Below are 26,411 nucleotides of genomic sequence, written 5' to 3'. Positions count from 1 at the left end.
CCCTGCTGGCCGGATGGCATATGCCCGACAAGAGGTCTGGACCACAACCCCCTTGATCACTGTGGGTAGCTGTCCGGAAACAGTCTTTCCGGTCCACGGACGGCGCCCGACCGGCACTTCCGCCGCCTCCCGGCCGTCCCGCCGCCGCCCCACCACACCGGCACCACAGGCAACATGACGCACCATCAGCACCGCACCGTCGGCAACGCCCGGCCCTGCGACGTCCGCCCCGGAAACACCGAGGGCCGGACCGAGGCCCTCCGCCTCGATCCGGCCCTCCCAGCGGCACCCGCGGCCGGGCCACCGTTCCCGCCGCCGGGCTGCTCAACCGGTCCGCTCACCCAGGCCGCTCAGCCCATCCGCTCAGCCCGTCCGCTCGCCCGGGCCCCCACCCGGGCCGTCAGCCCTCCTGGCCGTCCAGCTCCGCGAGGAAGTCCAGCGACGCCGCCCAGGCCCGCTCCGCCGCCTGCGCGTCGTAGTCCGGCAGCTCCGGGTCGGTGAACAGGTGCCCGGCGCCCCGGTAGCGGTGCACCTCCACCTCCGCGCCGGCCCGCCGCATCCGCAGGTACCAGGCGTTCAGCCAGTCCTCCGGCTCGAACGGGTCCGGCTCCGCGATGTGCAGCTGCACCGGGATCTCGGTGGCGGCGTCCTCCCGCAGGTCCGAGGTGCCGTGCAGGAGCAGCAGCCCGCGCGCCTTCTCGTCGGCCAGCGCCAGGTTCTGCGCGATCGCGCCGCCGAGCGAGAAGCCGGCGTACACCAGCCCGGTCTCGGAGTGCGGCGCGGCGGCCGTCACCGCCCGGCGCAGCATCTCCTCGCTGCCCCCGGCCTCCTCCTGGTACGCCTGCCCGTCCTCGATCGAGTCGAAGGTCCGCCCCTCGAACAGGTCCGGCGTGTGCACGGTGTGCCCGGCGGCGCGCAGCCGGTCGGCGGCGGCGTGCACGGCGGGGCGCAGCCCGTAGGCGGAGTGGAAGAGGACGATCTGGGCCACGGTTCCGGGTCCTTCGGCAGGTGAGTCGGCTACCCACCCATGATCCCCCATGCCCGACCCGCCGTTACGACACCACGTCCTTGCGGGCGAAGCCCCGGAACGCCAGTGCCAGCAGCACCGCCGCGTACGAGAGCGACAGCGAGACGCCCTGCAGCATCCCGCCCCACTCCAGCTGGGGCTGCAGCGCGTCCGCCCACGCGTACTGCCAGTGGGCGGGAAGCCACTCCCGCAGGTCCCCGAGCGCGGTGACGGCGTCCAGCACCCCGGTGATGATCGACGCGAACACCGCGCCGCCCACCGCGCCCAGGGGCGCGTCGGTCGCCGTGGACAGCCAGAACGCCAGCGCCGCGATCACGATCTCGCTCAGGAAGACGAAGGCCACCGCGATCGCGATCCGGGGCAGCGCCTCCCCCGCGGGCAGGCTGGCCCCGGCGGGAAGCTTGAGGTCGCCCCACCCGTAGGCGGCCGTCCCGACGACCAGTCCGATCGCGGGCAGCATGACGATCGCGACCGCCGAGAACGCCAGCCCGACGGCGAACTTGCGCACCAGCAGCCGGGCCCGGGGCACCGGCGCGGCCAGCAGGTACCGCAGTGAGGACCAGCTGGCCTCCGAGGCGACGGTGTCCCCGCAGAACAGTGCGACCGGGATCACCAGCATGAAGCCGGTGCCGACGAACAGCATGGTGACGGCGAAGTTGGCCCCCGACGCGGTGGCCAGCTCGATGAAGGTGGTCCGGTCCGGTCGGCCCGGGCTGCCGCCGATCTGGAACGCGGCCAGGATGACGAACGGCAGGACGGCCAGCACCGCGCCGATCACCAGGGTGCGGCGGCGCCGCAGCTGCCGCATCGCCTCCACCCGCAGCGGCAGCGTCCGGCCCGCCCGGTACCCCTCCGCGTGGTCCTTCGAGACCGCGGAAGTCTCAGAGACCGCACTCATCCCGCACCACCTCCGATCAACGACAGGAACGCGTCCTCCAACCGCCGCTGCGGTCCGGCGCTCTCCACCGGCACCCCCAGCCGCACCAGCTCCGCGAGCAGTTCGCTCGCCGCCAGCCCGTCCAGCCGGACCAGCAGTCCGCCCTCGACGGCCTCCGCCGAGCCGACGCCGGCCAGCGCGGCGACCTTCTCGGCGGCCGACTCCGGGTCGTACGAACCGGCGACGCCGATCATCAGCAGCTCCGACGACCCGACGATCTCACCGACCGCGCCGGTCGTGACGAGCCGCCCGCGGTCCATCACGACCAGGTCCGTACAGCTCTGCTCGACCTCGGACAGCAGGTGACTCGAAACGATCACCGTCCGCCCGCCCGCCGCGTAGCGGATCATCACCTCGCGCATCTCGCGGATCTGCGGCGGGTCCAGCCCGTTGGTCGGCTCGTCGAGGATCAGCAGGTCCGGCATCCCGAGCATCGCCTGCGCGATCGCCAGCCGCTGCCGCATGCCCTGCGAGTACGTCCGGACCGCCCGGTCCAGCGCCTCGCCGAGCCCCGCGATGGCCAGTGCCTCGTCGAAGCGGGCGTCGGCCTCCGGCCGCCCGGTCGCCTGCCAGTACAGCCGCAGGTTGGCCCGCCCGGTGAGGTGCGGCAGGAAGCCCGCGCCCTCCACGAACGCCCCGACCCTCGACAGCACAGGCGCACCGGGCCGCACCAGGTGCCCGAAGATCCGGATCTCCCCGGCGTCCGGCCGGATCAGACCCATCAGCATCCGCAGCGTGGTGGTCTTGCCCGCGCCGTTCGGTCCGAGCAGCCCGAGCACCTGCCCCTGCTCCACCCGGAAGCCCAGCTCCCGTACGGCGTAGCGGTCCTGGGAGCCCTTGTAGCGCTTGCTCAGCCCGCTGATCAGCAGCGGCACGGCGGCCAGCTCCGGATCGAACTCCGGCCCGCCGGCCGCCCGCCGACGCCGCAGCCGCGGCGCCAGCACCAGGCCCGCGGCCACCACCACGGCGGCCACCGGCAGCAGCCAGGTCCGCGCGGGCAGCGGCGCCGCCTCGGTGACCAGTTCCTCGACGGTCGGCGCGGTGACCACCCCGGCCGGCGCGACCCGGTAGGTGGCGGGCTCGACGGGCGAGGCGTACGCGAGGTCGGTGCTCGCCAGCACCAGCCGCAGCCGGTGTCCGGCGGGGAAGGTGTGGTCCACCGTCGGCAGCGCCACGGTGACCGTCCGCCCCGCGTCCGCGCCGGTGACCCGCAGCGGCGCGGCCAGTTGCTGCGGCAGCACCGCCTTGCCGTCCGGCCCGACGTCGTACAGCTTCGCGAACAGCACCGCGTCCGGCCGGTCCGCCGTCACCCGTACCGGCACGGTCGGCTGCCCGGTCAGGTGCAGCGGCGAGTCCAGCGGCGCCGAGTCGAAGGCGGCGCTCTGCCCGGGGAAGTCCAGCGACAGTCCGGCGCCCAGCGAGGCCGCCTGGCTGAGCGCGCCGATGCCCGGCAGCGTCGAGATCCCCGGCGGCGCCCCGCCGGGCGGGTTGGCCACGGTCTTCTCCCCGCCGGCCAGCTCGACGGAACGCGAGCCGGTCCCGCCGAGTCCCGGGTACCGGTCGGCGGTGGCCCCGCGCAGCACGGCCTGGAAGCCGGTCGAGTCGACCCCGCCGGTCCGGGTCACCCGGAAGTCCGGCCCGGTGTCGTTCCCCTGTCCCCGGAGGTAGTGGTCGAACCAGGCCGTCACCCGGTCGTCGACCCGCGCGCTGGTGTCCGTCCCGCCGTCGTGCCCGCCGGCGAACCAGTCCACCGCCACGGGCGCGCCGTTGCCGGCGATCGCCTGCGCGATCCGGTCGCCCTGGTCGAGCGGGAACAGCGAGTCCTGCTGGCCCTGCACCACCAGCGTGGGCGCCTTGAGCCGGTCCGCCACCGAGGACGGGCTGGAGCGGTCCAGCAGCGCGACGGCCTCCGGGTCGGCGTGCCCGGCGGTCGCGACCCGGTCGTACATCCGGCAGAGCGACTCCAGGAACCGCCCGCAGCCGGCGTCCCCGTCCGCCACCGGCTTCGGCTCGCCGCTCTCGCGCGGCGCACCGCCGGACGGCCCGAGGCTGCCCGCCGAACCGGGGGCCGCCGAGCCGGTGGTGAAGAAGATCCCGGCCCACAGCTTCTTGAACACGCCGTCCGCCGCGCCCGAGCCCTGCACACCCTGCGGGAACAGCGCGTCCGCCAGGTTCCACCAGGTGATCTGGGTGGCCACCGCGTCGATCCGGGGGTCGTACGCGGAGGCCAGCAGCGAGATCGCCCCGCCGTACGAGGCCCCGGTGATGCCGACCTTCGGGTCGCCCGCGCCGTCCAGCTTCACCTCGGGCCGCTGGGCCAGCCAGTCCACCAGGTGCCGGACGTCCTCGACCTCGCGGTCGGGCGCGTTGAGGCCGATCTTGCCGCCCGAGCGTCCGAACCCTCGCGCCGACCAGGTCAGTACCGCGTAGCCCTGCCGGGCGAGCTGCCGGGCGCGATCGCGCTCGCCCTCCTTGGAGCCGCCGAAGCCGTGCGCGAGCAGCACCGCCGGGCGCGGACCGCTGCCGGCGGTGAAGAACGAGGTGTCCAGCTGGACCTGCTGCGCGCTGCCGGGCGTCTCCGGCATGCTGAGGAAACGGTCCTCCTCACGGACCGTCTGCTCACCGCCGGACGCCACCGTCGCCGTACCGACCGCGGCCACCGCCACCAGGGCCACCGCACCGGCCAGCACCCTGCGCCTGACGGTCGTGCCCCGGCCGCGCCACCGACGCCATGCCCCACCGAACTCCATGGGCGCTGATCGTATCCGCCGCCCGGGTAGGCGCCGAATAAGGGCGGGCAGCGCTCGCCGGGCCGGGCGACGAACACCCCGCGAACGCGGCCCCCGTTCCGCCGCCCCGAAGCGTCACCCCCGAACCGCCGACCCCCGAACCGCCGGCCCCGAACGCAGGGATCCCCGCGCTCCGAAGAGGGGCGCGGGGATCAGCGCACAGCGGACGGGGCCTGCCGGGCCGGGCCCCGAAGGTCCGGCGCCGCCGCCCCGCGTGCCTACAGCTGCCGCGTCATCGTCCGGTGCGGGATCCCGGCGTCGTCGTACACCGAGCCCTCCGCCACGTATCCCAGCCGCTCGTAGAACCCGAGCGCCTGCACCTGCGCGTGCAGCTCCACCTCCGAGGCCCCGCGCTCCGCGCCCGCGGCCTCGATCGCCCGCACGAGCTCCGCGCCCAGCCCGGTCCCCCGGGCCACGGGCAGTACGGCGAGCCGCCCGAGCAGCACCCGCCCCTCGACGCCGCCGGTCAGCTCGCGCGCCTGCTCGCCGAAGATCAGCCGCCCGGTCCCCAGCCCGGCCCCGCCGGGCCCGACCGCGAGCAGGTGCACCGAGGTGCCGTCGTACCGGTCGTACTCCAGCTCCTCCGGCACGTTCTGCTCGACGATGAACACCTCCCGCCGGACCTCCCGCACCAGCGCCAGGTCCGCCTCGCCCTCGGCCACCCGAATGGCGACGCCCGACTCGGCGCCCATGTCAGCTCTCCGCCGCGATGACGTCCAGGGCGTTCTGCAGGTCGGCCGGGTACTCGCTGGAGAACTCGACCCACTGCCCGTCCGCCGGGTGCTCGAAGCCGAGCGACACCGCGTGCAGCCACTGCCGGCCCAGCCCGAGCCGCTTGGCCAGCGTCGGGTCGGCGCCGTACGTCAGGTCGCCCACGCAGGGGTGGCGCAGCGCGGACATGTGGACGCGGATCTGGTGGGTGCGCCCGGTCTCCAGCTTGATCGCCAGCAGCGACGCGGCCCGGTACGCCTCGATCAGGTCGTAGTGCGTGACGGACGGCTTGCCTTCCCGGGTCACCGCCCACTTCCAGTCCGAGCTGGGGTGCCGCCCGATCGGCGCGTCCACGGTCCCGCTCATCGGGTCCGGGTGCCCCTGGACCAGCGTGTGGTACCGCTTGTCGGTGATCCGGTCGTGGAACTGCCGCTTGAGGTCGGTGTACGCGCGCTCGGACTTGGCGACGACCATCAGGCCCGAGGTGCCGACGTCCAGCCGGTGCACGATGCCCTGCCGCTCGGCCGCCCCCGAGGTGGAGATCCGGTACCCGGCCGCGGCGAGCCCGCCGATCACGGTGGGGCCGGTCCAGCCGGGGCTGGGGTGCGCGGCGACGCCGACCGGCTTGTCGACCAGCACGATGTCCTCGTCGTCGTGGACGATCCGCATGCCCTCGACGTGCTCGGCGACGACCTGCACCGGGGCGGCGGGGGCGGGGATCTCGACCTCCAGCCAGGAACCGGCGGTCACCCGGTCCGACTTGCCGGCCGTGGCGCCGTCGAGCGTCACCTTGCCTTCGGCGGCCAGTTCGGCGGCCTTGGTCCGGGAGAAGCCGAACATCCGGGACAGGGCGGCGTCGAGGCGCTCGCCCTCCAGGCCGTCGGGAACGGGGAGGCTTCGGATCTGCGCTGCGGTACTCACCCGTACGAGTATGCCGGAAACACGGCCCGCCCCCGCGCGCCGTGCTCCCCGCCCGCCGGGGGGCTACTCGCCCTTGCCGCCCTGCTGGTGGACGGTCCCGTCCGGGTTGCTGCCCCGGAAGGAGAGCAGCACGACCAGGATCCCGCCGCAGACGATCGCCGAGTCCGCGAGGTTGAAGACGGCGAAGTGCTGGACGGAGATGAAGTCCACGACGTGCCCGCGGAAGACGCCCGGCGAGCGGAACAGCCGGTCGGTGAGGTTGCCGAGCGCCCCGCCCAGCAGCAGCCCGAGCGCGATCGCCCACGGCAGGCTGTACAGCCGTCGGGCGATCCGCCAGATCACCACGATGACGGCGGAGGCGATCATCGTGAAGACGACGGTCAGCGCCTGCCCCATCCCGAAGGCCGCGCCGGAGTTGCGGATCACCTGGAAGGTGACGACGTCCCCGATCACCTTGATCGCCGAGTGGTTCTCCAGTCGGGCGACGACCAGCAGCTTGCTGCCGAGGTCGATCAGGAAGGCGAGCACCGCGACGACCAGCAGCACACCGATCCGCCGCGGCCCCTTGGGCTTCTCCGCCGCCGCCGGTTCGTCCACGGACGCCGCCTCGGTCGGCTCGGCCACGGGCACCTCCACGGCATCGGCGGGGGACGGGACGGCTTCGTCCCGGGTCTGGGGGGAACCTTGCGTACTGATGATCCGCTCCGCTGCCGATGGAGCTCCCCCGGCCGTAGGTGGGGGAGGGTGGTGGGCCGGTGACGGCCTGGGCCCGTCCGCAGCCGGTGCGGACGCGTCAGGCGACACTACGGGGTCGAGCGTACGGCAAGCCCGACCCCGCGCGTCGCTCCGGCCGCCCGGTTCGGCGGCCGGTTCAGCGGCGTTCCTGCTTGGTCTTGCACGGCACGCACAGCGTCGCCCGCGGGAAGGCCTGCATCCGGGCCTTGCCGATGGCCTTGCCGCAGGACTCGCAGGTGCCGAAGCCGACGCCCTCCAGCCGACCCAGCGCGCGCTCGGTCTGGGCGAGGCTGTCGCGCGCGTTGTTGGCCAGCGCCAGCTCGCTCTCCCGCGAGATGTTCTTCGTCCCGGCGTCCACCTGGTCGTCGCCGGCCCCGTCGTTGGAGTCGCGCATCAGGCCGGAGATGGCCGCCTCGGCGGCTCCGATCTCGTTCTGCAGCCGCTCCAGCTCGCTGATCAGCTCGTCGTGCAGCTCGTGGACCTCCTCGGTGGTCCACGGGTCCTCGCCGGGCAGGACCGGCAGCGTGGCCGGGTCCACGGACTCGGCCCCGCGCGGCACGGTGACGGTGTCGGTGCTGGACTTCGGTGCGGTAGTGGTCACGGTCCCCTCCCCTGGATCGACCGCCACGGCCTTGCGTGCCCGCTTGGTGGCGGTACCCGCGCCGGTTCCCTTCTCAGCCATGGCTTCGACCCCATCTACGAACGAATCGAGCCGCCGGTTCCCGGCGGCTTCCAGTGCCGGAACGATAATCCCGATCAAAACCGGTCACAACATGACATACCGACGCCTCGCAACGATCCCACCCAGGCAGCCGCCACGGCCGCCACGCCCCGCGCTGACAGGGTTGTGCCCAGATCACCCCCGCCTAACCACGACCCCGACGACCGCCCTGACCAGCCCCGCCGTCCGCCCGGACAGCCGCCCGCCCGAAACGGTTTGGACAAACCGACTCGCCCGGCCGATACACTGGCCCTGCAAGGCGCAGATGGGACGAGTACCGACGTACGCAGCCACCAGCGACCCGGGGACGGTGCGAGCCCGGGGGTGTGCACGGCGGGAAGATCACCCCGGAGCCGCCGGAAGAACGGCCGCCGCGGAGCCCGCAGCGGTCCACTAGACCCGGCAGCAAGCCCAAACAAGAGGGCCGCGAACGCACCACCGCGGCCAAGGAGGGTGGTACCGCGGGGCGGCCCGGCCGTCTCGTCCCTCCGGAGGATCCAGTCACAGCATCCGCCGGAGGTAGACGCCCGCGATGAGCTCCCAACCCGTCACCCACCACCGCCCTTCCAACGACGCGCTGCGCGCGGCACCTCTGTACCACCCCGTCCCGGCGCAGGTGGACCTGCCTGCCCTGGAGCACCGGATCCTGTCGTTCTGGCAGGACAACAAGGTCTTCCAGCGCAGTCTGGAGCAGTCCGAGGGCCGCCCCGAGTGGGTGTTCTACGAGGGCCCGCCGACCGCCAACGGCATGCCCGGCGCCCACCACATCGAGGCCCGCGTCTTCAAGGACGTCTTCCCGCGCTACCGGACGATGAAGGGCTACCACGTCGCCCGCAAGGCCGGCTGGGACTGCCACGGCCTCCCGGTCGAGCTCGCCGTCGAGAAGGAGCTGGGCTTCTCCGGCAAGCAGGACATCGAGGCGTACGGCATCGCCGAGTTCAACGCCAAGTGCCGCGACTCGGTGACCCGCCACACCGACGCCTTCGCCGAGCTGACCACCCGCATGGGGTACTGGGTCGACCTCGACGAGGCCTACCGGACGATGGACCCGTCGTACGTCCAGTCCGTCTGGTGGTCGCTCAAGCAGATCTTCGACAAGGGCCTGCTGGTCCAGGACCACCGGGTCGCCCCCTGGTGCCCGCGCTGCGGCACCGGCCTGTCCGACCACGAGCTGGCCCAGGGCTACGAGACCGTGGTCGACCCCTCGGTCTTCGTCCGCTTCCCGCTGACCGGCGGCCCGCTGGCCGGCCGGGCCGCGCTGCTGGTCTGGACGACCACCCCGTGGACCCTGGTCTCCAACACCGCCGCCGCCGTCCACCCCGAGGTCACCTACGTGGTGGCCACCGACGGCGACGAGCAGCTGGTCGTGGCCGAGCCGCTGCTCGCCAAGGCCCTCGGCGAGGGCTGGGAGGCCACCGGCGAGTCCTTCACCGGTGCCGAGATGGAGCGCTGGTCCTACCGCCGCCCCTTCGACCTGGTCGAGATCGAGAACGCGCACTACGTCCTCAACGCCGACTACGTCACCACCGAGGACGGCACCGGCATCGTCCACCAGTCCCCCGCCTTCGGCGCGGACGACCTCGCGACCTGCCGCAAGTACGGCCTGCCGGTGGTCAACCCGGTGCTGGCCGACGGCACCTTCGCCCCCGAGGTCCCGCTGGTCGGCGGCCAGTTCTTCAAGAAGGCCGACGAGGCCCTGGTCGCGGACCTCAAGGAGCGCGGCCTGCTCTTCCGCCACCTGCCGTACGAGCACAGCTACCCGCACTGCTGGCGCTGCCACACCGCCCTGCTCTACTACGCGCAGCCGTCCTGGTACATCCGGACCACCGCCGTCAAGGACGCGCTGATCCGCGAGAACGAGGCCACCAACTGGTTCCCGGAGACGGTCAAGCACGGCCGCTTCGGCGACTGGCTGAACAACAACATCGACTGGGCGCTCAGCCGCAACCGCTACTGGGGCACCCCGCTGCCGATCTGGCGCTGCGAGGAGGGCCACCTCACCTGCGTCGGCTCGCTGGCCGAGCTGACCGAGCTCACCGGCACCGACCAGAGCGGCCTCGACCCGCACCGCCCGTACATCGACGCGGTGACCTTCGCCTGCCGCGACTGCGGCGGCACCGCCACCCGCGTGCCCGAGGTCATCGACGCCTGGTACGACTCGGGCTCGATGCCCTTCGCCCAGTACGGCTACCCGTACCAGAACAAGGAGCTGTTCGAGAAGCGCTACCCGGCGCAGTTCATCTCCGAGGCGATCGACCAGACCCGCGGCTGGTTCTACACGCTGATGGCGGTCGGCACCCTGGTGTTCGACAGGAACAGCTACGAGAACGTCGTCTGCCTGGGCCACATCCTGGCCGAGGACGGCCGCAAGATGTCCAAGCACCTGGGCAACATCCTGCAGCCGATCCCGCTGATGGACCAGCACGGCGCGGACGCCGTCCGCTGGTTCATGGCGGCCGGCGGCTCGCCCTGGTCCGCCCGCCGGGTCGGCCACGGCACCATCCAGGAGGTGGTCCGCAAGACCCTCCTCACCTACTGGAACACCGTCGCCTTCCAGGCCCTGTACGCCCGCACCTCGAACTGGGCGCCGTCCGCGAGCGACCCGGCCCCGGCCGACCGCCCGCAGCTGGACCGCTGGGTGCTCTCCGAGCTGAACACCCTGGTCCGCGAGGTCGACGCGGCCTTCGAGGCGTACGACACCCAGCGCGCCGGCAAGCTGCTCTCCGGCTTCGTCGACGACCTGTCCAACTGGTACGTCCGCCGCGGCCGCCGCCGCTTCTGGCAGGGCGACGCCGCCGCGCTGGCCACCCTGCACGAGGCGCTGGAGACCGTCACCCGCCTGATGGCCCCGCTCACCCCGTTCATCACCGAGCAGGTCTGGCAGGACCTGGTCGTCCCGGTCGTCGCCGACGCCCCGGCCTCGGTCCACCTGGCCACCTGGCCGCAGGCGGACGAGTCGCTGATCGACGCCGACCTCTCCCGCCACATGGCGCTGGTCCGCCGCCTGGTGGAACTCGGCCGGGCCACCCGCGCCGAGTCCGGCGTGAAGACCCGTCAGCCGCTCTCCCGCGCGCTGATCGCGGCCCAGGGCTGGGAGGAGCTGCCCGCCGACCTGCGCGCGCAGATCGCCGAGGAGCTCAACGTCTCCACCCTGGAGTCCCTGGCGGAGGTCGGGGGCTCGCTGGTCGACACCAGCGCCAAGGCCAACTTCCGCGCGCTGGGCAAGCGCTTCGGCAAGGGCGTGCAGGACGTCGCCAAGGCGGTCGCCGCCACCGACGCCGCCCGCCTGGCCGCCGAACTGCGCGCCGACGGCCGGACCTCGGTCGAGCTGAACGGCGAGACGGTCACCCTCTCCCCGGACGAGGTGATCATCACCGAGACCCCGCGCGAGGGCTGGGCCGTCGCCAACGAGTCCGGCGCCACCGTCGCCCTCGACCTGGCCATCACCCCGGAGCTCAAGCGCCTCGGCGTCGCCCGCGACGCCATTCGCCAGATCCAGGAGGCCCGCAAGAACTCCGGCCTGGACGTCGCCGACCGCATCGTTCTGCGCTGGCGCGCCACCACGGAGGAGACCGCCGAGGCCATCGCCGAACACGGTCCCCTGGTCGCCGAGGAGGTCCTCGCCACCGACTTCGCCGCCGGTACGGCCGACTGGGACTCCGAGACCTTCACCGACGAGTCCCTGGGCCTCGCCTTCCAGCTCCGCAAGGCCTGACCCCCGACGAAGCCGCCGTCCCCGCCCGGGGGACGGCGGCTTCGCCGTACCCGCCCCGCCGCGACGCCCCCGCTCCCCCTCGCCACCCCGCCGGGGGCGCGGGGGCGACCCCGGTGCGCCCCCTCCCCACCCCCTCCCCCGGGCATACGAAAGGCGCCCCCTCCCCGACCCGGAAGTCGGAGAGGGGGCGCCCTCGGAAGGTCCTGCTACAACCTCAGTTGTCGCCGTCCTCGTCGATCAGGAAGCCCCGCATCGGCGCCGGAGCCTGCTGCATCGGCTGCGGCGGCTGCGGCCGGACGGCCGCCATCGGCTGGGTCATCCCGGCCGGCTGCATCTGCGGAGCACCGCTGTTGCCGCCGTTGGACTGCCCGAAGCTGGGCGCCGGGGCGTTGCCACCGAAGGAGGTGTTCCCGCCGAAGGACGGCGAGCTGCCACCGAAGGACGGCTGGTTGCCACCGAAGCTCGGCGCACCGCTGCCCATCGAGCCCGCACCGGCCGGCGTCATCGACGAGGCCGCCGGCGGCAGCGACGCGGTGGCGGGGATCCGCGGCGGAGCGAGCGAGTCGTCGGCCTGCGACTCCAGCTGGCGCAGCTGGGTCTCCAGGTACGACTTCAGGCGCGTGCGGTACTCACGCTCGAAGGCCCGCAGGTCCTCGACCTTGCGCTCCAGCGTGGCCCGCGCGGACTCCAGGGAGCCCATCGCGACGCGGTGCTTCTCCTGCGCGTCCCGCTCCAGGGCGTCGGCCTTGGCACGGGCGTCGCGCTCCAGGCCCTCGGCGCGGCTGCGCGCCTCGCCGACGATCTTGTTGGCCTCGGAACGGGCCTCGGAGATCGCCTGGTCGGCGGTCTGCTGGGCGAGCGCCAGGACGCGGGCGGCGCTGTCGCCACCGGGACCCTGCTGCTGCATCGGGGCGCCCATGGGGCCGCCCATCTGCTGCGGGCCGCCCATGGGGCCGCCCATCTGCTGCATCTGCTGCTGACCCATGCCCTGGCCCATACCCTGGCCCATGCCCTGGCCCATCGGGTTGCCCATCTGCTGCGGGCCACCGGGGCCGCCCATGGGCTGCAGCATCTGACCGCCCATCGGCTGGACCAGCTGCTGCTGGCCGCCCATGGTCTGGTTCATCTGCTGCTGCGGGCCGCCGGCCGGCGGGAGCTGCGGCGCGGAGCCGGCGGGCAGGCCGAGGGGCTGGTTGCCCATCTGCTGCTGCGGGCCACCGGGGCCCATCTGCTGCGGACCACCCGGACCCATCTGCTGCGGGCCGCCGGGGCCCATCTGCTGCGGGCCGCCCGGGCCCTGCTGGCCGGGGACCGGCGGGCCGGATATGGCGGCCGGCACCGGGGCGCCACCCTGGCGGGGGGCCTCCTGCGGCGGCTCCTTGCGCAGGTTGGCCTGGTTCTGCGCGGCGGCACGAGTCGCGGCGGCCAGCTTGGCGCGCAGGTCCTCGTTCTCCCGGAGGAGGCGGGTCAGCTCCGCCTCGACCTCGTCGAGGAAGGCATCGACCTCGTCCTCGTCATAGCCTTCACGCAGGCGGACGGTCGTGAACTGCTTGTTCCGAACGTCCTCGGGGGTCAATGGCATCTCTTCACCTCAACGTGATCGTCGGCACACCGGCATCCTGTCGCATCGCTCACCTACGACTAGGGGTGCACAAGCGAGATCAGGACATACACAATGATCATCAGTACGAAGAAGGACAGGTCGAGCGCCACGCCCCCGAAACGCAACGGCGGAATGAGCCGCCGAAGAAGCTTGAGCGGCGGATCCGTGACAGTGTACGTGGCCTCCAGGACCAGGACCATGGCCTTGCCGGGCCGCCACGAACGCGCGAACTGGAAGACCCAGTCCATGACCAGCCGCACGAGCAGGAACACCAGGAAGACGGTCAGGGCGTAGTAGAGCACCGCCCACACGATGTCCATCGCGTTTCCCTCTCCCCGGTCCCGAGCCCTGGGGCCCGCCGCTCGTCACCTGTCGCCAACCACTGTTGATCAGATCCACACGTAAAGTCGTGGCCGGGTCAGCTCTGGTTGAAGAACCCACCCTCGGCGATCCGAGCCTTGTCCTCCGCCGTGACATCGACGTTAGCAGGCGACAGCAGGAACACCTTCTGCGTCACGCGCTCGATACTGCCGTGCAGACCGAAGACGAGTCCAGCGGCGAAGTCTACGAGCCGCTTCGCGTCCGTGTCGTCCATCTCGGTCAGATTCATGATCACAGGAGTGCCGCCACGGAACTGTTCCCCGATGGTACGGGCCTCGTTGTAGGTCCGCGGGTGCAGCGTGGTGATGCGGTAGGGCTCTCGTTCGTTCACTACCTTGGGCATGATCACCGGGGCGCTCTTCTCCAGGTTGTGGCGGCGTTCGGGTGTGATGGACGACACGGGGGCCATCCTCGGGGTCTCCTGCCGGATCGGCACCGCCGCCGGCACCGGCTGCGGGGTGATCGAGGAGACCGGTGCGGGCGTGGCGGCGGCCGCGGCGGCCGGCCGGGGAATGTCCTCGGTCCGCTGTCCCGTCCGGATCGGCTCGGGGTCCGCGTCGTAGTCGTCGTCGGGGTCGTACCCCTGGCCGTCGTACGTCTCGTCCTCCACGAGGCCGAGGTAGACCGCCATCTTGCGCATTGCGCCGGCCATGCTCCTGTCTCCTCCGCTCATGGCCACCTCGCTGGCGCTCGGTGGCTGCTCCGCGAAGCCGCGTCCCTTCCGGTGGTCGCTCGCTTCGCTCGCTCCGTGCGGACCGGCTCCGTCCCGGCGGCCCGGGCCGTACGGCCCTGCCTGCGGACTCCGCGGTCCATCCACGACGGCACGTCAGGCCGACGGCCCGTCAGGATTCGTGGAGTGGGACCCGCGGAGCTGCGATCCACGGTTCGCTAGCGCTCCGGAGAGCTGCTAGATTCTGTCCTATTTTGTCCTGCAGTCTGATCTACTTACTCGGTGACGTTACCTGAGGGGTGACCTCACTCCGAGTACCGCCGTTCCGACGCGCACATGTGTCGCTCCGGCGGCAATCGCCTGCTCAAGGTCACCGCTCATCCCTGCGGAGACCATGGTGGCAGCAGGATGGTCCGTCCGTACGGCGGTTGCGATTTCCGCCAGCCGATCGAAGGCGGCGGCCGGGTCCCCGGCCAGCGGACCGGCCAGCGGAGCGACGGTCATCACACCGTCCAGCCGCAGCCCGGGCGTGTCGGCGATCGCGTCGGCCAGCCGCGCGACGTCCTCCGGCGCGACCCCGGCCCGGTGCACCCCCTCGCCGTGCTCCTTGTCCAGCGCCACCTGCACCAGGCAGCCCAGCTCCGGACGCTCCGACTTCAGCACGGCCGCGGAGAGCGACTCCACCAGTCGCAGCCGGTCCACCGAGTGCACGTGGTTCGCGTACCCGACGACCGAGCGGACCTTGTTGGTCTGCAGCTGACCGACGAAGTGCCAGTCAAGAGGAAGGTTTCTGCACTGTTCCGCCTTGGGTGCGGCGTCCTGGTCGCGGTTCTCCGCGACGTCCGTCACACCCAGTCCGGCCAGCAGCGCGCTGTCCTCGGCGGGGTAGGTCTTGGTGACGACGATCAGCGTGACCTCGTCCCGGGCGCGCCCGGCGGCCGCACAGGCGGCCGCGATCCGGCGCTCGACCACCTCAAGGTTGGTCCCGAGCTCCTCGTACCGGGCCCGCCGGCCCCCGGTCAGTGCGGCCAGCCACCTCTCATCGGGGAAGAACGGGCCGGGCCCGCCCGGGAACGGTCCGTAGATGTCGTTCGTCATCAGTGATCAGAGCCCAACCAGACGTAGCTCGCGAGCCGGCCCGTGCGCTGCTCACGACGATAGGAGTAGTGATCGGCGGATTCGAGGGTGCAGACGGATGACCGCACCACCTCGTTGACCCCCGTCGCGGCCAGCTGGGCCGCGACTCCCTCCGGCACGTCCAGGGCCGGGGTCCCCCAGGAGGTCTCGGCGAAGGCCTGCGGCACCACGGCCGCGACCTCGTCGCGCAGCCCGGCCGGGACCTCGTAGCAGCGGCCGCAGACCGCGGGGCCGGTGGCGGCGGTGATCCGCCCGGGCTCGGCCCCCAGTTCGACCATCGCCCGGACCACCGCGGGCACCACCCCGGCGGCCAGCCCGGGCCGGCCTGCGTGGGCCGCGCCCACGACGCCCGCCACGGGGTCGGCCAGCAGGACCGGCGTGCAGTCGGCGGTCAGCACCGCCAGCGCGAGCGGCCGGTCGGTGACCACCGCGTCCACCGTCGGGGCCTCCCCGAGCGGCTGGCGCTCCGTCACCACCGCGACCTCGGCGCCGTGCACCTGGTTCATCCACACCACGTCGGCCGGTTCGAGCCCCAGCTCGCGGGCGGCGAGCGCCCGGTTCTCCCGGACGGCCTGCGGGTCGTCCCCCACCGCGCCGCCGAGGTTGAGCTCCCCGTACGGCGAAGTGCTCACCCCGCCCCACCGGTCGGTGAAGGCGAAGTGAGCACCCGCGTGTACTGCGTGATCGATCACTTAAGGAAGTCCGGGACGTCGAGCTCCTCCGCCGGGCTCTCCACGTACGGCTGCCGGACCGGCTGGACCTGCGGCGGCACCGGGGCGGACGCGGTCGTGGCGGCCGGAGTCTCGGCCGACCGGCTCGGCGAGGCGGCCGGGGACTCGCCCTCGGAGCGGGACGTCACCGAGCCGATGCTCCCGTACGACGGGCGGCCGGCCGGGCGCTCCGGGGCGGCCGGCGGCGTGGCCGGGCGCTCCGGCGCGGCGGTGGACTTGACCACCGGCTCGCGGACGATCGCCGGCGGCTGCCCGCCGTCGAAGCCGGCCGCGATGACGGTGACCCGGACCTCGTCGCCGAGCGCGTCGTCGATGACCGCACCGAAGATGATGTTGGCCTCGGGGTGGGCGGCCTCGCTGACCAGCTGGGCCGACTCGTTGATCTCGAACAGGCCGAGGTCGGAGCCGCCCGAGATGGAGAGCAGCACGCCGCGGGCGCCGTCGATGGAGGCCTCCAGCAGCGGCGAGGAGATGGCCATCACGGCGGCGGCCTTGGCGCGGTCCTCACCGCGGGCCGAGCCGATGCCCATGAGCGCCGAACCGGCGTCCGACATGACGGACTTGACGTCCGCGAAGTCGAGGTTGATCAGGCCCGGGGTGGTGATCAGGTCGGTGATGCCCTGGACACCGGAGAGCAGGACCTGGTCGGCCGAGCGGAACGCGTCGAGCACGCTGACCTGGCGGTCCGAGATGGACAGCAGCCGGTCGTTGGGGATCACGATGAGGGTGTCGACCTCTTCGCGCAGGGCGGCGATGCCGTCCTCGGCCTGGTTGGCCCGGCGCCGGCCCTCGAAGGTGAACGGGCGGGTGACCACGCCGATGGTCAGGGCGCCCAGGGAGCGCGCGATGTTGGCGACGACGGGCGCGCCGCCCGTGCCCGTGCCACCGCCTTCGCCGGCGGTCACGAAGACCATGTCGGCCCCCTTGAGGACCTCCTCGATCTCCTCGCGGTGGTCCTCGGCCGCCTTGCGGCCGACCTCGGGGTTGGCGCCGGCGCCGAGGCCCCGGGTGAGTTCACGGCCCACATCGAGCTTGACGTCGGCGTCGCTCATGAGGAGGGCCTGCGCATCGGTGTTGATCGCGATGAACTCGACGCCCTTGAGACCGACCTCGATCATCCGGTTGATGGCGTTGACACCACCGCCGCCGATACCGACGACCTTGATGACTGCGAGGTAGTTCTGCGGTGCTGCCACGTCGAAGGCCTCTCGCCTCGAATTTCCGGGTCGGCCCGGCCCGGCGAGGGTCCGTTCCGACGGATGTCGATGGGTAGGGAGGCCTGGTTCCTGACTGAATGTCCGAAATGCCGACCGCCGACCCCAACCCTAAACTTGACCTTTAGGGTTAGTACTGTGCCTCCGTCACATCACCAAGGGACACAGTCTGGTGACACAGGACACTAGGTGGCCCCGGGCACGTGTTTCAACGACACACGCCGAGCTTCCCTTTTTCTTTTGAGCCTATGTGATCATCAGCCGGCTTAGGAAACCGGGGTGACCACCAAGGGTCGGGCCGACACTTCGAGGCGTCAACCCCTCCCTCTGGCACAGAACCTACCGGATCATCCCGACACCGCCGGCGCCTCAGGCGCCGTCACGTCGAAGTTCGTACCCTTCTGACTCATCAGTGCCACCAGCACCCGGGCTTTCCGGTCGATTTGTTCCGGGCTCCCCCAGCGCACCGTCGCACCCCCGCTGAGCTGCAGTTCGATGTCGTCGTACGAGTGCACCAGCACCGCGCCGGCCCGCTTGGCGACCTCCGGCGGCAGCCCGGCGGCCACCGAGACCGCGCCCTGGACCAGCTGCGAACGGGAGATCACCCCGTCCACGTCGTTCGCCTGCTGACTGAGTCGCAGCTCCACCACCGGCACGCCGTCCGGCGGAGCCGCCTCGGTGGCGAAGCTCACGCCCGCGGCATCCACCTGGGTGAACCGGCCGTCCTCCCCCTTGACGGCGGCCACCGCCTTGCGCTCGGCGACCTTCACCTGCAGGGTGTGCGGCCAACCCCGCCACACCTCGGCCTTCGCCACCCGGGGGATCGCCTCCACCCGGCGCCGGACGTCGTCCAGGTCCACCCGGGCCAGCGGGCCGTCGCCGAGCCCGCCGACCGCGTCGCGGACCTGGGCCGCCGTCAGCTTGTCGTCGGTCGCGCCCTGGACGGCGACACTGCGCACGTCCAGCACCGACGAGTAGAACACCAGCCAGGCCAGCCCGCCCAGCACCGCGGCGCCGAGCGCCCCCAGCACCACGATGCCCCGCCGGGAGAGCCGGAGGCGAGGAGCGGACTCCTCGTCCTCCAGCTCCGCTTCGAGCGGGTCGGCGGGCCGGCCGTCAGCCACGGCGGCGGCCGCCGCGGTGGGCCTGGATCGCCTCGTAGACCATGCCGACCAGCAGGTCGTCGGCGTCCCGGCGGCCGAACTCGGCGGCGGCCCGGCTCATGTCCCACAGCCGCTGCGGGTCGGTGAGCACCGGCAGCACGTTCTGCAGCACCCAGTCCGGGGTCAGCTCGGCGTCGTCCACCAGCAGGCCGCCGCCGGCCTTGACCATCGGCTGGGCGTTCAGCCGCTGCTCGCCGTTGCCGATCGGCAGCGGGACGAAGGCGGCGGGCAGGCCGACGGCCGCCAGCTCGGCCACCGTCATGGCGCCGGCCCGGCAGAGCATCATGTCGGCCGCCGCGTAGGCGAGGTCCATCCGGTCCAGGTACGGCACCGGGCGGTACGGCGGCATCCCGGGGACGTCCGCGACCTGCGGCAGCTCGTTCTTCGGGCCGACCGCGTGCAGGATCTGCACGCCGTACTGCTGCAGCCGCGGGGCGATCGCGGTGACCGTCTCGTTGAGCCGGCGGGCGCCCTGGGAGCCGCCGGAGACCAGCAGGGTGGGCAGCCGCTGGTCGAGGCCGAAGTAGTGCCGGGCCTCCGGACGGGCCGCGTTGCGGTCCAGGGTCGCGATGGTCCGGCGCAGCGGGATGCCGATGTACCGGGAGTCGCGCAGCTTGCTGTCGGGCGTGGAGACGGCCACGAAGTCGCTGTAGCGGGCGCCGATCTTGTTGGCCAGGCCCGGGCGGGCGTTCGCCTCGTGCACCACGATCGGCACGCCGGCCCGCTTGGCCGCCAGGTAGGCGGGCATCGCGACGTAGCCGCCGAAGCCGACCACGGCGTCCGCGTTGACCCGCTCGATGATCTCCTGGGCGGCCCGGACGGTGCCGCGCAGCCGGCCGGGGACGGTGATCAGCTCCGGGGTGGGCTTGCGGGGCAGCGGGACGGCCGGGATGAGCTCCAGCTGGTAGCCGCGCTCGGGTACCAGTCGGGTCTCCAGACCGCGCTCGGTGCCCAGGGCGGTGATCCCGATGGACGGGTCGTGCCTGCGGAGGGCGTCCGCGAGGGCCATGGCCGGCTCGATGTGACCGGCGGTCCCCCCGCCGGCGAGTACGACATGCACCGAAATTCACCGCTCCCTGCGTGCCGGCCCTGGGGCCGGGCGCGCTGTGGTTCGTCGTCGTGGCAGCACCCGGGCCAGTCGCTTCCTGATCCGGGAGTTCTTGCTCCGGGCGGCCAGGGCCGCCTTCGCGCCCGAGGTGCTGCGTGCCAGGCACAGCAGCACACCGATCGCGGACATGGCCGACAGCATGGCGGAACCGCCGTAGGAGAACAGCGGGAGCGGGACGCCCGCAATGGGCAGCAGTCCCAGCGCCGACCCCAGGTTGATCATGGCCTGCGCCATGATCCAGGTGGTGGCGGCTCCCGCGGCGTACCTGACGAACGAGTCCTTCGTGCCGATGGCCACACGGATACCCGCGTAGCCTAGTGCCGCGAAGAGACCGATCACCGACAGCGTCCCCACCAGGCCCAGTTCCTCGCCGGTCGCGGCGAAGATGAAGTCGGTGTGCGCCTCGGGCAGCTGGCCCCATTTCTCGACGCCGGCGCCGAGGCCGGTGCCGAAGCCGCCGCCGTTCGCGAACGCGAAGACCCCGTGCAGGGCCTGGAAGCAGGCGCCCTCGGGATCGAGCTTGGTCACGCCGATGCAGCCCAGCCGCTCCGCCCGGTGCGGGACGGTGACGACGAGGGCGGTGCAGACCACCACCGCCACGCCGACGGTCGCCACGAACAGCCGCAGCGGCGCTCCGACCATCCAGAGCAGCGCGAACACCATGGCGACCAGGATCATCGAGGTGCCCATGTCGCCGCCGAACATGATCAGCGCGAGCAGCAGCAGGGCCCCGGGCACCAGTGGCACCAGCAGGTGCTTCCAGGAGTTCAGGGTGCCGGCCTTCTGCTTGCGGGCGAGCAGGTCGGCACCCCAGAGCACCAGCGCGAGCTTGGCGAACTCGGACGGCTGGAACTGGAAGAAGCCGAAATCCAGCCAGTTCTGGTTGCCGTTGATCCGCACCCCGATGCCCGGTACGGCGACCAGCGTGAGCGCGCCGATCACCCCGATCATCACCGGGTAGGTGATCACCCGCAGCACCGCCACGGGGACGGAGGCGAAGCAGATCAGCAGGACCAGGCCGAGGATGGCCGCGATCAGCTGCTTGAGGAAGTAGTACTGGGCCGAGTGGTGCTGGTTCAGGGCGAGGATCTGCGAGGCCGAGAAGACCATCATCAGGCCGAGCACGACCAGCAGCAGGGTGCTTCCGATGATCAGCAGGTACGGCGTGAGCGGCCGGTCCAGCCAGTACCCGAGCCGGGCCCGGAAGGCCTGGACACGGGCCAGCGGACCGGCCGACTTGTACTTGGTCGTGGTGGCGGAGATCACTCGCCACGGCTCGGCGGCGTCCTGCTCGCGCACGCCGGATTCCGCCCTGCCCTGCCCCGCCACCACTCCCCGCTCTCCGTCCGCTGCGGCTCCTCCGCCGGTGCCGCAGCCCTACTCCCCGGCGTCCGCCAGCTCCCGGACGGCCGCCGCGAACATGTCGCCGCGCTCGCCGTAGTTGGTGAACATGTCCATCGAGGCGCAGGCCGGGGCCAGCAGCACCGTGTCACCCGATCGGGCGAGCGACGCGGCCGTGCGGACGACCTCGGCCATCGCCACCGCGCCAGTCTGGCCCTCGGCCGCCTCGATCACGGGCACATCCGGAGCGTGTCGTTCCAGCGCCTCGCGGATCAGCGCCCGGTCCTGCCCGATCAGCACCACCGCGCGCAGCCGCTCGGCCGCGCCCTGCACCAGGTCGTCGAAGGTCGCGCCCTTGGCGAGGCCGCCGGCGATCCAGACGATCGGCCGGTAGGCCGCCAGCGAGGCGGCCGCGGCGTGGGTGTTGGTGGCCTTGGAGTCGTCGATGTACGTGACCTCGCGGACCACGCCGACCTCGGCGATCCGGTGGGCGTCCGGGCGGAAGGCCCGCAGGCCCTCCCGGACGGCCTTCGGCTCGACGCCGTACGCCCGGGCCAGCGCCGCCGCGGCGAGCGCGTTGGCGATGTTGTGCGGCGCCGGCGGGTTCACGTCCTCGACGGCCCCGAGCTCGGCGGCGTTCTTGGCCCGGTCCTCGACGAAGGCCCGGTCCACCAGCAGCCCGTCCACCACGCCGAAGTTCGACGGGCCGGGCGCGCCGAGGCCGAAGCCGATCGCCCGGCAGCCCTCCTCGACGTCGGCCTCCATGACCAGCGCCTCGGTGGCCGGGTCGGCCAGGTTGTACACGCAGGCGACGACGTTGCCCTCGTAGATCCGGCCCTTGTCGGCGGCGTACGCCTCCATCGAGCCGTGCCAGTCGAGGTGGTCGGGCGCCAGGTTGAGCACCGCGGCCGAGTACGGGCGCAGCGAGGGCGCCCAGTGCAGCTGGTAGCTGGAGAGTTCGACGGCGAGCACGTCGTACGGCTCCTCGGCGAGCACCGCGTCCAGCACCGAGACCCCGACGTTGCCGACGGCGGCGGTGCGCCTGCCGGCGGCGGTGAGGATCGAGGCGAGCATCTGGACGGTGGTGGTCTTGCCGTTGGTGCCGGTGACGGCCAGCCAGGGGGCGGGCTCGCCGGTGCCCGGCAGCGGCTTGCGCAGCCGCCAGGCGAGCTCGACGTCGCCCCAGACCGGCACCCCGGCCGCCCCGGCGGCGGCGAACAGCGGGCTGTCCGGCGCCCAGCCGGGCGAGGTGACGATCAGCTCGGTGCCCTCGGGCAGGCTCGCGCCGTCGCCGAGGCGCACGGCGACGCCCTGCGCCTCCAGCTCGGCGGCCCGGGCGACCAGGCCCGGCCCGCTGCCGCCGTCCACGACGGTGACGCGGGCGCCGAGGCCGTGCAGGACGCGCGCGGCGCTGATGCCCGAGACGCCGAGTCCGGCGACGACGACGGGCAGCTCAGTGAAGTCAGGATTGATCATCCGGTCCGGTATCCCGCGTAGAAGAGGCCGAGGCCGACGGCCACGCAGAGGCCCTGGATGATCCAGAAGCGGACCACGACCAGGACCTCGCCCCAGCCCTTGAGTTCGAAGTGGTGCTGCAGCGGTGCCATCTTGAAGACGCGCTTGCCGGTCATCCGGAAGGAGCCGACCTGGATGATCACCGACAGGGTGATGATCATGAAGAGGCCGCCGAGCATGATGAGCAGCAGCTCGGTGCGGGAGCAGATCGCCAGACCGGCCAGGGCGCCGCCGAGGGCGAGCGAGCCGGTGTCACCCATGAAGATCTTGGCGGGCGAGGTGTTCCACCACAGGAAGCCGAAGCAGGAGCCCATCAGGGCGGCCGCGACCACCGCGAGGTCCAGCGGGTCGCGGACGTCGTAGCAGGCTCCGGTGGCGGTGTAGACGTAGGCGCAGCTCTGCGTGTACTCCCAGACCCCGATGAAGGTGTAGGCGCCGAAGGCCATCACCGAGGCGCCGGTGGCCAGGCCGTCCAGACCGTCCGTCAGGTTCACGCCGTTCGAGGTCGCCGCGATCATGAAGTACGCGAAGATGACGAACAGCACCGGGCCGATCGACCACTTGAAGTCGCGCACGAAGGACAGCGACTGCGAGGCCGGGCTGAGCCCCCGGTCGTCGTGGAACTGCAGCGCCAGGACCGCGAAGGCCAGGCCGACGATGGACTGGCCGGCCAGCTTCGCCTTGGCCCGCAGACCGAGCGAGCGGCGCTTGACCACCTTGATGTAGTCGTCCAGGAAGCCGACCAGGCCGAGGCCCGCGGTCAGGAAGAGCACCAGCAGCCCCGAGGCGGTCGGGGACTCGCCCGTTATCGCCTTGGTGGCGAAGTACGCGATCAGGGTCGCCAGGATGAAGGCGATGCCGCCCATGGTGGGCGTGCCCTTCTTGCTGTGGTGCGCCTTGGGGCCGTCGTCGCGGATGTACTGGCCGTAGCCCTGCCGGGCCAGCAGCTTGATCAGGGCGGGCGTGCCGGCCAGCGAGAGGATCAGGCCGATCATCCCGGAGAAGAGGATCTGCTTCATCATCGGGCAGCACCGTCCGCCAGGAGGGCCTCGGCCACCTTCTCCAGCCCCACCGAACGGGACGCCTTCACCAGGACCACATCCCCCGGTCGCAGCTGACTGCGCAGCAACTCGACCGCCGCGTCCGCGTCGGACACCAGCACCGACTCCTCACCCCACGAACCTTCGTTCCTCGCGCCGAGTTCCATGCAGGCCGCCTCGCGTCCGCCGACCGCCACCAGCTTGGTGACGTCGAGCCGGACGGCGAGCCGCCCGATGGCATCGTGCTCGGCCAGGCTCTCCTCGCCGAGCTCCCGCATCTCGCCGAGCACCGCCCAGGTACGGCGGCGCTCCGGACCGCGTCCCCCCATCGAGACCAGCGCCCGCAGCGCGGCCCGCATCGAGTCGGGGTTCGCGTTGTAGGCGTCGTTGACGACGGTGACACCATCGGCCCGGTCGACGACCTCCATGCGCCAGCGGGACAGCGCACCCGCCTCGCCCAGGGCGGCGGCGGTGTCGTCGACGGACATCCCGAGCTCCACCGCCACCGCGGCGGCGGCGAGGGCGTTCGAGACGTGGTGCTCACCGTACAGGCGCAGCTGCACGGGCGCGGAACCGGCTGGGGTGGTGAGCGTGAACGATGGCCGTCCGGTGGCGTCCAGGCGAACGTCCGTCGCCCGCACGTGGGCGTCGGGGGACTCCCCGAAGAGGACCACCTTCGCCTTGGTGCGGGAGGCCATCGCACGCACCAGCCGGTCGTCCGCGTTGAGGATCGCCGCCCCGTCGGCGGGCAGTGCCTCGACGAGTTCGCCCTTGGCCTCGGCGATCGCCTCCTTGGAGCCGAACTCGCCGACGTGGGCGGTGCCGACGTTCAGCACCACGCCGACCCGGGGCGGGGTGATCGAGGTGAGGTACTCGATGTCGCCCTTGTGCCGGGCGCCCATCTCCATGACCAGGTGCCGGGTGCCGGCCTCGACCCGCAGGGCGGTCATCGGGTGGCCGATCTCGTTGTTGAGCGAGCCCGGCGGGTAGACGGTCGCACCGTGGCGCTGGAGCACCTGCGCGATCAGGTCCTTGGTGCTGGTCTTGCCGGCCGAGCCGGTCAGCGCGACCACGGCGGTGCCCTCGGCGCGGGCGACCACGGTACGGGCCAGCCTGCCGAGCGCCTCCACCACGCTGTCGACCAGGACGGCGGGCACGCCGACGGGGCGGGAGGCCAGCACCGCGACGGCGCCGGCGTCGATCGCCGTGGCCGCGTAGTCGTGGCCGTCCACGTTCTCGCCGACGAAGGCCGCGAACAGGCCGCCGGGGCTCACCCTGCGCGAGTCGACCTCGACCGGGCCGGTGACCAGGGTGTCCGGATCGGCGCCGTCCAGGGTGCCCCCGACTGCGGCGGCCACCTCGGCGAGGGTCAGTGCGATCACTGCTGCTCTACTCCTCGGTCGCCCCGCACGGCGGTGGTCCGCGCGATGGACTCGCGCAGCACCTCCCGGTCGTCGAAGGGGCGGATCTCGTCTCGTACGTACTGGCCGAGCTCGTGGCCCTTGCCGGCCACCAGCACGGTGTCCCCCGCGTGGGCGCGGGTGACGGCCAGCCGGATCGCCTCAGCCCGGTCGGGGACGACCAGGACGTCCCCGCGCTCGGCCTCGGGCACCCCGGCGGCGCCGGTCAGCATAGTGGCGAGGATCGCCAGCGGGTCCTCGCTGCGCGGGTTGTCGCTGGTCAGCAGGGCGGTGTCGGCGAGGCGGGCGGCGATGGCGCCCATCGGGCCGCGCTTGTGCGGGTCGCGGTCGCCGCCGCAGCCGACGACGACGTGCAGCCGGCCCTTGGTGACCTCGCGCAGCGAGGCGAGGACGGCCTGCAGGGCGTCCGGCTTGTGCGCGTAGTCCACGACGGCGACGAACGGCTGGCCGGCGTCGACCCGCTCCAGCCGGCCGGGCACGCCGGGGACGGCGGCGACGCCGGCCACGGCCTGCTCCAGCGGCAGCCCGGCGGCGACCAGCAGGGTGATCGCGGCGAGCCCGTTGGAGACGTTGAACGGGCCGGGCAGCGGGACGGCGGCATCGGCCTCGGCGCCGTCCGGGCCGAGCACCCGGAAGGTGGAGCCGACCGGGCCGAGCACGACGTCCACGGCCCGCCAGTCGGCCTGCGGGTCGCCGGCCGCGGAGAAGGTCGTCACCGGGATCTTGGCCTCGGCGGCGAGCCGGCGGCCGTACTCGTCGTCCACGTTGACCACACCGCGGCGGGACTTGCCGGGCTGGAAGAGCCGGGCCTTCGCCTGGAAGTAGTCCTCCATGTCCGGGTGGAAGTCGAGGTGCTCGGGCGTGAGGTTGTTGAACAGCGCGACGTCGTACGCGACGCCGTCGGTGCGGCCGAAGACCAGGGCGTGGCTGGAGACCTCCATGGTCACCGCGTCGGCGCCGCGCTCGGCCATCACGCCGAGGATCGCGTGCAGGTCGGTGGCCTCGGGGGTGGTGCGCTCGCTCTTGATCCGCTCGTCGCCGACCCGCATCTCGACGGTACCGATCACACCGGGGTGGCGCCCGGCGCCGCGCAGACCGCCCTCGACCAGGTACGAGGTGGTGGTCTTGCCGTTGGTGCCGGTCAGCCCGATCATCAGCAGCCGCTCGGAGGGGCTGCCGTAGACGATCGCGGCGAGCTCGCCCATGACGGCCCGCGGCCGCTCCACGACCAGCAGCGGAAGGCCCGTACCGGCCGCCAGGTCGGCACCGGCCCGGTCGGTGAGCACGGCCACCGCACCGGACTCGGCGGCCTTGGCGGCGAAGGCCGCGCCGTGGTGGTTGGCGCCAGGGAAGGCCACGTACACATCGCCGGGGCGGACCGCGCGGGAGTCGTGGGTGACGCCGGTGACGGCACCGCCCTCGACGGGCGCGAGACCGAGCCGGACGGCCAGCTCGGCGAGCGGCAGAGCGGCGGTCCCGGTCGGGCGGGGCGGACTCACGGTGGTTTGATCGGGTTTCGGCACGGCGCGAA

At 72.6% G+C, this 26,411-nt stretch carries 21 protein-coding genes; 1 reads left to right on the top strand and 20 read right to left on the bottom strand.

The window, feature by feature from the left end:
• Nucleotides 1–400 precede the first annotated feature (400 nt).
• From ACIRST_RS13815 to ACIRST_RS13785, 7 genes are all read right to left on the bottom strand, one after another.
• On the bottom strand, nucleotides 401–988 hold the full coding sequence (locus ACIRST_RS13815) for a dienelactone hydrolase family protein (protein WP_396547589.1): 588 nt from the start codon (nucleotides 986–988) through the stop codon (nucleotides 401–403).
• Nucleotides 989–1,052: 64 nt separating this feature from the next.
• A complete protein-coding gene (locus ACIRST_RS13810) occupies nucleotides 1,053–1,925 on the bottom strand; it encodes an ABC transporter permease (RefSeq protein WP_402802417.1) in 873 nt (290 codons plus the stop codon).
• Entirely contained in the window at nucleotides 1,922–4,714 is a 2,793-nt protein-coding gene (locus ACIRST_RS13805; RefSeq protein ID WP_402802416.1) for an alpha/beta fold hydrolase, read from the bottom strand. The genes ACIRST_RS13810 and ACIRST_RS13805 overlap by 4 nt, the downstream gene beginning before the upstream one ends.
• A 257-nt stretch (nucleotides 4,715–4,971) precedes the next feature.
• On the bottom strand, nucleotides 4,972–5,445 hold the full coding sequence (locus tag ACIRST_RS13800; RefSeq protein WP_402802415.1) for a GNAT family N-acetyltransferase: 474 nt from the start codon (nucleotides 5,443–5,445) through the stop codon (nucleotides 4,972–4,974).
• Nucleotide 5,446: 1 nt separating this feature from the next.
• Nucleotides 5,447–6,385, bottom strand: a complete 939-nt coding sequence (locus tag ACIRST_RS13795) for an RluA family pseudouridine synthase (protein ID WP_396547595.1) — start codon at nucleotides 6,383–6,385, stop codon at nucleotides 5,447–5,449.
• Between the two features lie 63 nt (nucleotides 6,386–6,448).
• Nucleotides 6,449–7,084 (bottom strand): signal peptidase II, encoded by a 636-nt coding sequence (gene lspA / locus ACIRST_RS13790; protein ID WP_396547753.1) that lies wholly within the window; start codon nucleotides 7,082–7,084, stop codon nucleotides 6,449–6,451.
• Nucleotides 7,085–7,256: 172 nt separating this feature from the next.
• A complete protein-coding gene (locus tag ACIRST_RS13785) occupies nucleotides 7,257–7,721 on the bottom strand; it encodes a TraR/DksA family transcriptional regulator (RefSeq protein ID WP_402802414.1) in 465 nt (154 codons plus the stop codon).
• Nucleotides 7,722–8,373: 652 nt separating this feature from the next.
• Here ACIRST_RS13785 and ileS point away from each other — a divergent pair.
• Nucleotides 8,374–11,556: an isoleucine--tRNA ligase gene (gene ileS / locus ACIRST_RS13780; protein ID WP_402802413.1), complete on the top strand. Its 3,183-nt coding sequence runs from the start codon at nucleotides 8,374–8,376 to the stop codon at nucleotides 11,554–11,556.
• Nucleotides 11,557–11,770: 214 nt separating this feature from the next.
• Here ileS and ACIRST_RS13775 read toward each other — a convergent pair whose 3' ends face one another.
• The 13 genes from ACIRST_RS13775 to ACIRST_RS13715 all read right to left on the bottom strand — a co-directional run bounded on the left by ACIRST_RS13775 (nucleotide 11,771) and on the right by ACIRST_RS13715 (nucleotide 26,403).
• Complete coding sequence (locus ACIRST_RS13775) at nucleotides 11,771–13,138, bottom strand: DivIVA domain-containing protein (protein ID WP_350522490.1); 1,368 nt, start codon at nucleotides 13,136–13,138, stop codon at nucleotides 11,771–11,773.
• Between the two features lie 59 nt (nucleotides 13,139–13,197).
• Nucleotides 13,198–13,479, bottom strand: a complete 282-nt coding sequence (locus tag ACIRST_RS13770; protein ID WP_030060143.1) for a YggT family protein — start codon at nucleotides 13,477–13,479, stop codon at nucleotides 13,198–13,200.
• 98 nt (nucleotides 13,480–13,577) lie between these two features.
• On the bottom strand, nucleotides 13,578–14,192 hold the full coding sequence (locus ACIRST_RS13765; RefSeq protein WP_030060144.1) for a cell division protein SepF: 615 nt from the start codon (nucleotides 14,190–14,192) through the stop codon (nucleotides 13,578–13,580).
• 306 nt (nucleotides 14,193–14,498) lie between these two features.
• The gene (locus ACIRST_RS13760; RefSeq protein ID WP_350522491.1) at nucleotides 14,499–15,308 is read right to left on the bottom strand and encodes a YggS family pyridoxal phosphate-dependent enzyme; all 810 of its coding nucleotides are present in this window, start codon (nucleotides 15,306–15,308) and stop codon (nucleotides 14,499–14,501) included.
• Nucleotides 15,308–16,039, bottom strand: coding sequence for a peptidoglycan editing factor PgeF (gene pgeF / locus ACIRST_RS13755; RefSeq protein ID WP_350522492.1), 732 nt, complete (start codon nucleotides 16,037–16,039; stop codon nucleotides 15,308–15,310). Before pgeF ends, ACIRST_RS13760 begins: the two co-directional genes overlap by 1 nt.
• Complete coding sequence (gene ftsZ, locus ACIRST_RS13750; protein WP_350522493.1) at nucleotides 16,036–17,274, bottom strand: cell division protein FtsZ; 1,239 nt, start codon at nucleotides 17,272–17,274, stop codon at nucleotides 16,036–16,038. Before ftsZ ends, pgeF begins: the two co-directional genes overlap by 4 nt.
• Before the next feature lie 365 nt (nucleotides 17,275–17,639).
• Nucleotides 17,640–18,416: an FtsQ-type POTRA domain-containing protein gene (locus tag ACIRST_RS13745; protein WP_350522494.1), complete on the bottom strand. Its 777-nt coding sequence runs from the start codon at nucleotides 18,414–18,416 to the stop codon at nucleotides 17,640–17,642.
• On the bottom strand, nucleotides 18,409–19,515 hold the full coding sequence (gene murG / locus ACIRST_RS13740) for an undecaprenyldiphospho-muramoylpentapeptide beta-N-acetylglucosaminyltransferase (RefSeq protein ID WP_350522495.1): 1,107 nt from the start codon (nucleotides 19,513–19,515) through the stop codon (nucleotides 18,409–18,411). The genes ACIRST_RS13745 and murG overlap by 8 nt, the downstream gene beginning before the upstream one ends.
• A 6-nt stretch (nucleotides 19,516–19,521) precedes the next feature.
• Nucleotides 19,522–20,862, bottom strand: a complete 1,341-nt coding sequence (ftsW, locus tag ACIRST_RS13735) for a putative lipid II flippase FtsW (RefSeq protein ID WP_402802412.1) — start codon at nucleotides 20,860–20,862, stop codon at nucleotides 19,522–19,524.
• Between the two features lie 78 nt (nucleotides 20,863–20,940).
• Nucleotides 20,941–22,380, bottom strand: a complete 1,440-nt coding sequence (murD, locus tag ACIRST_RS13730; RefSeq protein WP_402802411.1) for a UDP-N-acetylmuramoyl-L-alanine--D-glutamate ligase — start codon at nucleotides 22,378–22,380, stop codon at nucleotides 20,941–20,943.
• On the bottom strand, nucleotides 22,377–23,438 hold the full coding sequence (gene mraY, locus ACIRST_RS13725) for a phospho-N-acetylmuramoyl-pentapeptide-transferase (RefSeq protein WP_402802443.1): 1,062 nt from the start codon (nucleotides 23,436–23,438) through the stop codon (nucleotides 22,377–22,379). The genes murD and mraY overlap by 4 nt, the downstream gene beginning before the upstream one ends.
• Nucleotides 23,438–24,841: a UDP-N-acetylmuramoyl-tripeptide--D-alanyl-D-alanine ligase gene (murF, locus tag ACIRST_RS13720; RefSeq protein WP_402802410.1), complete on the bottom strand. Its 1,404-nt coding sequence runs from the start codon at nucleotides 24,839–24,841 to the stop codon at nucleotides 23,438–23,440. Before murF ends, mraY begins: the two co-directional genes overlap by 1 nt.
• Nucleotides 24,838–26,403, bottom strand: a complete 1,566-nt coding sequence (locus ACIRST_RS13715) for a UDP-N-acetylmuramoyl-L-alanyl-D-glutamate--2,6-diaminopimelate ligase (RefSeq protein ID WP_402802409.1) — start codon at nucleotides 26,401–26,403, stop codon at nucleotides 24,838–24,840. The genes murF and ACIRST_RS13715 overlap by 4 nt, the downstream gene beginning before the upstream one ends.
• Nucleotides 26,404–26,411 lie beyond the last annotated feature (8 nt).

Source organism: Kitasatospora sp. NPDC101447 (assembly GCF_044767225.1).
In the GTDB taxonomy this organism is placed as follows: domain Bacteria; phylum Actinomycetota; class Actinomycetes; order Streptomycetales; family Streptomycetaceae; genus Kitasatospora.
The sequence above is the reverse complement of the archived record's forward strand: the minus strand, read 5'-3'. Positions and strand labels throughout refer to the sequence as shown.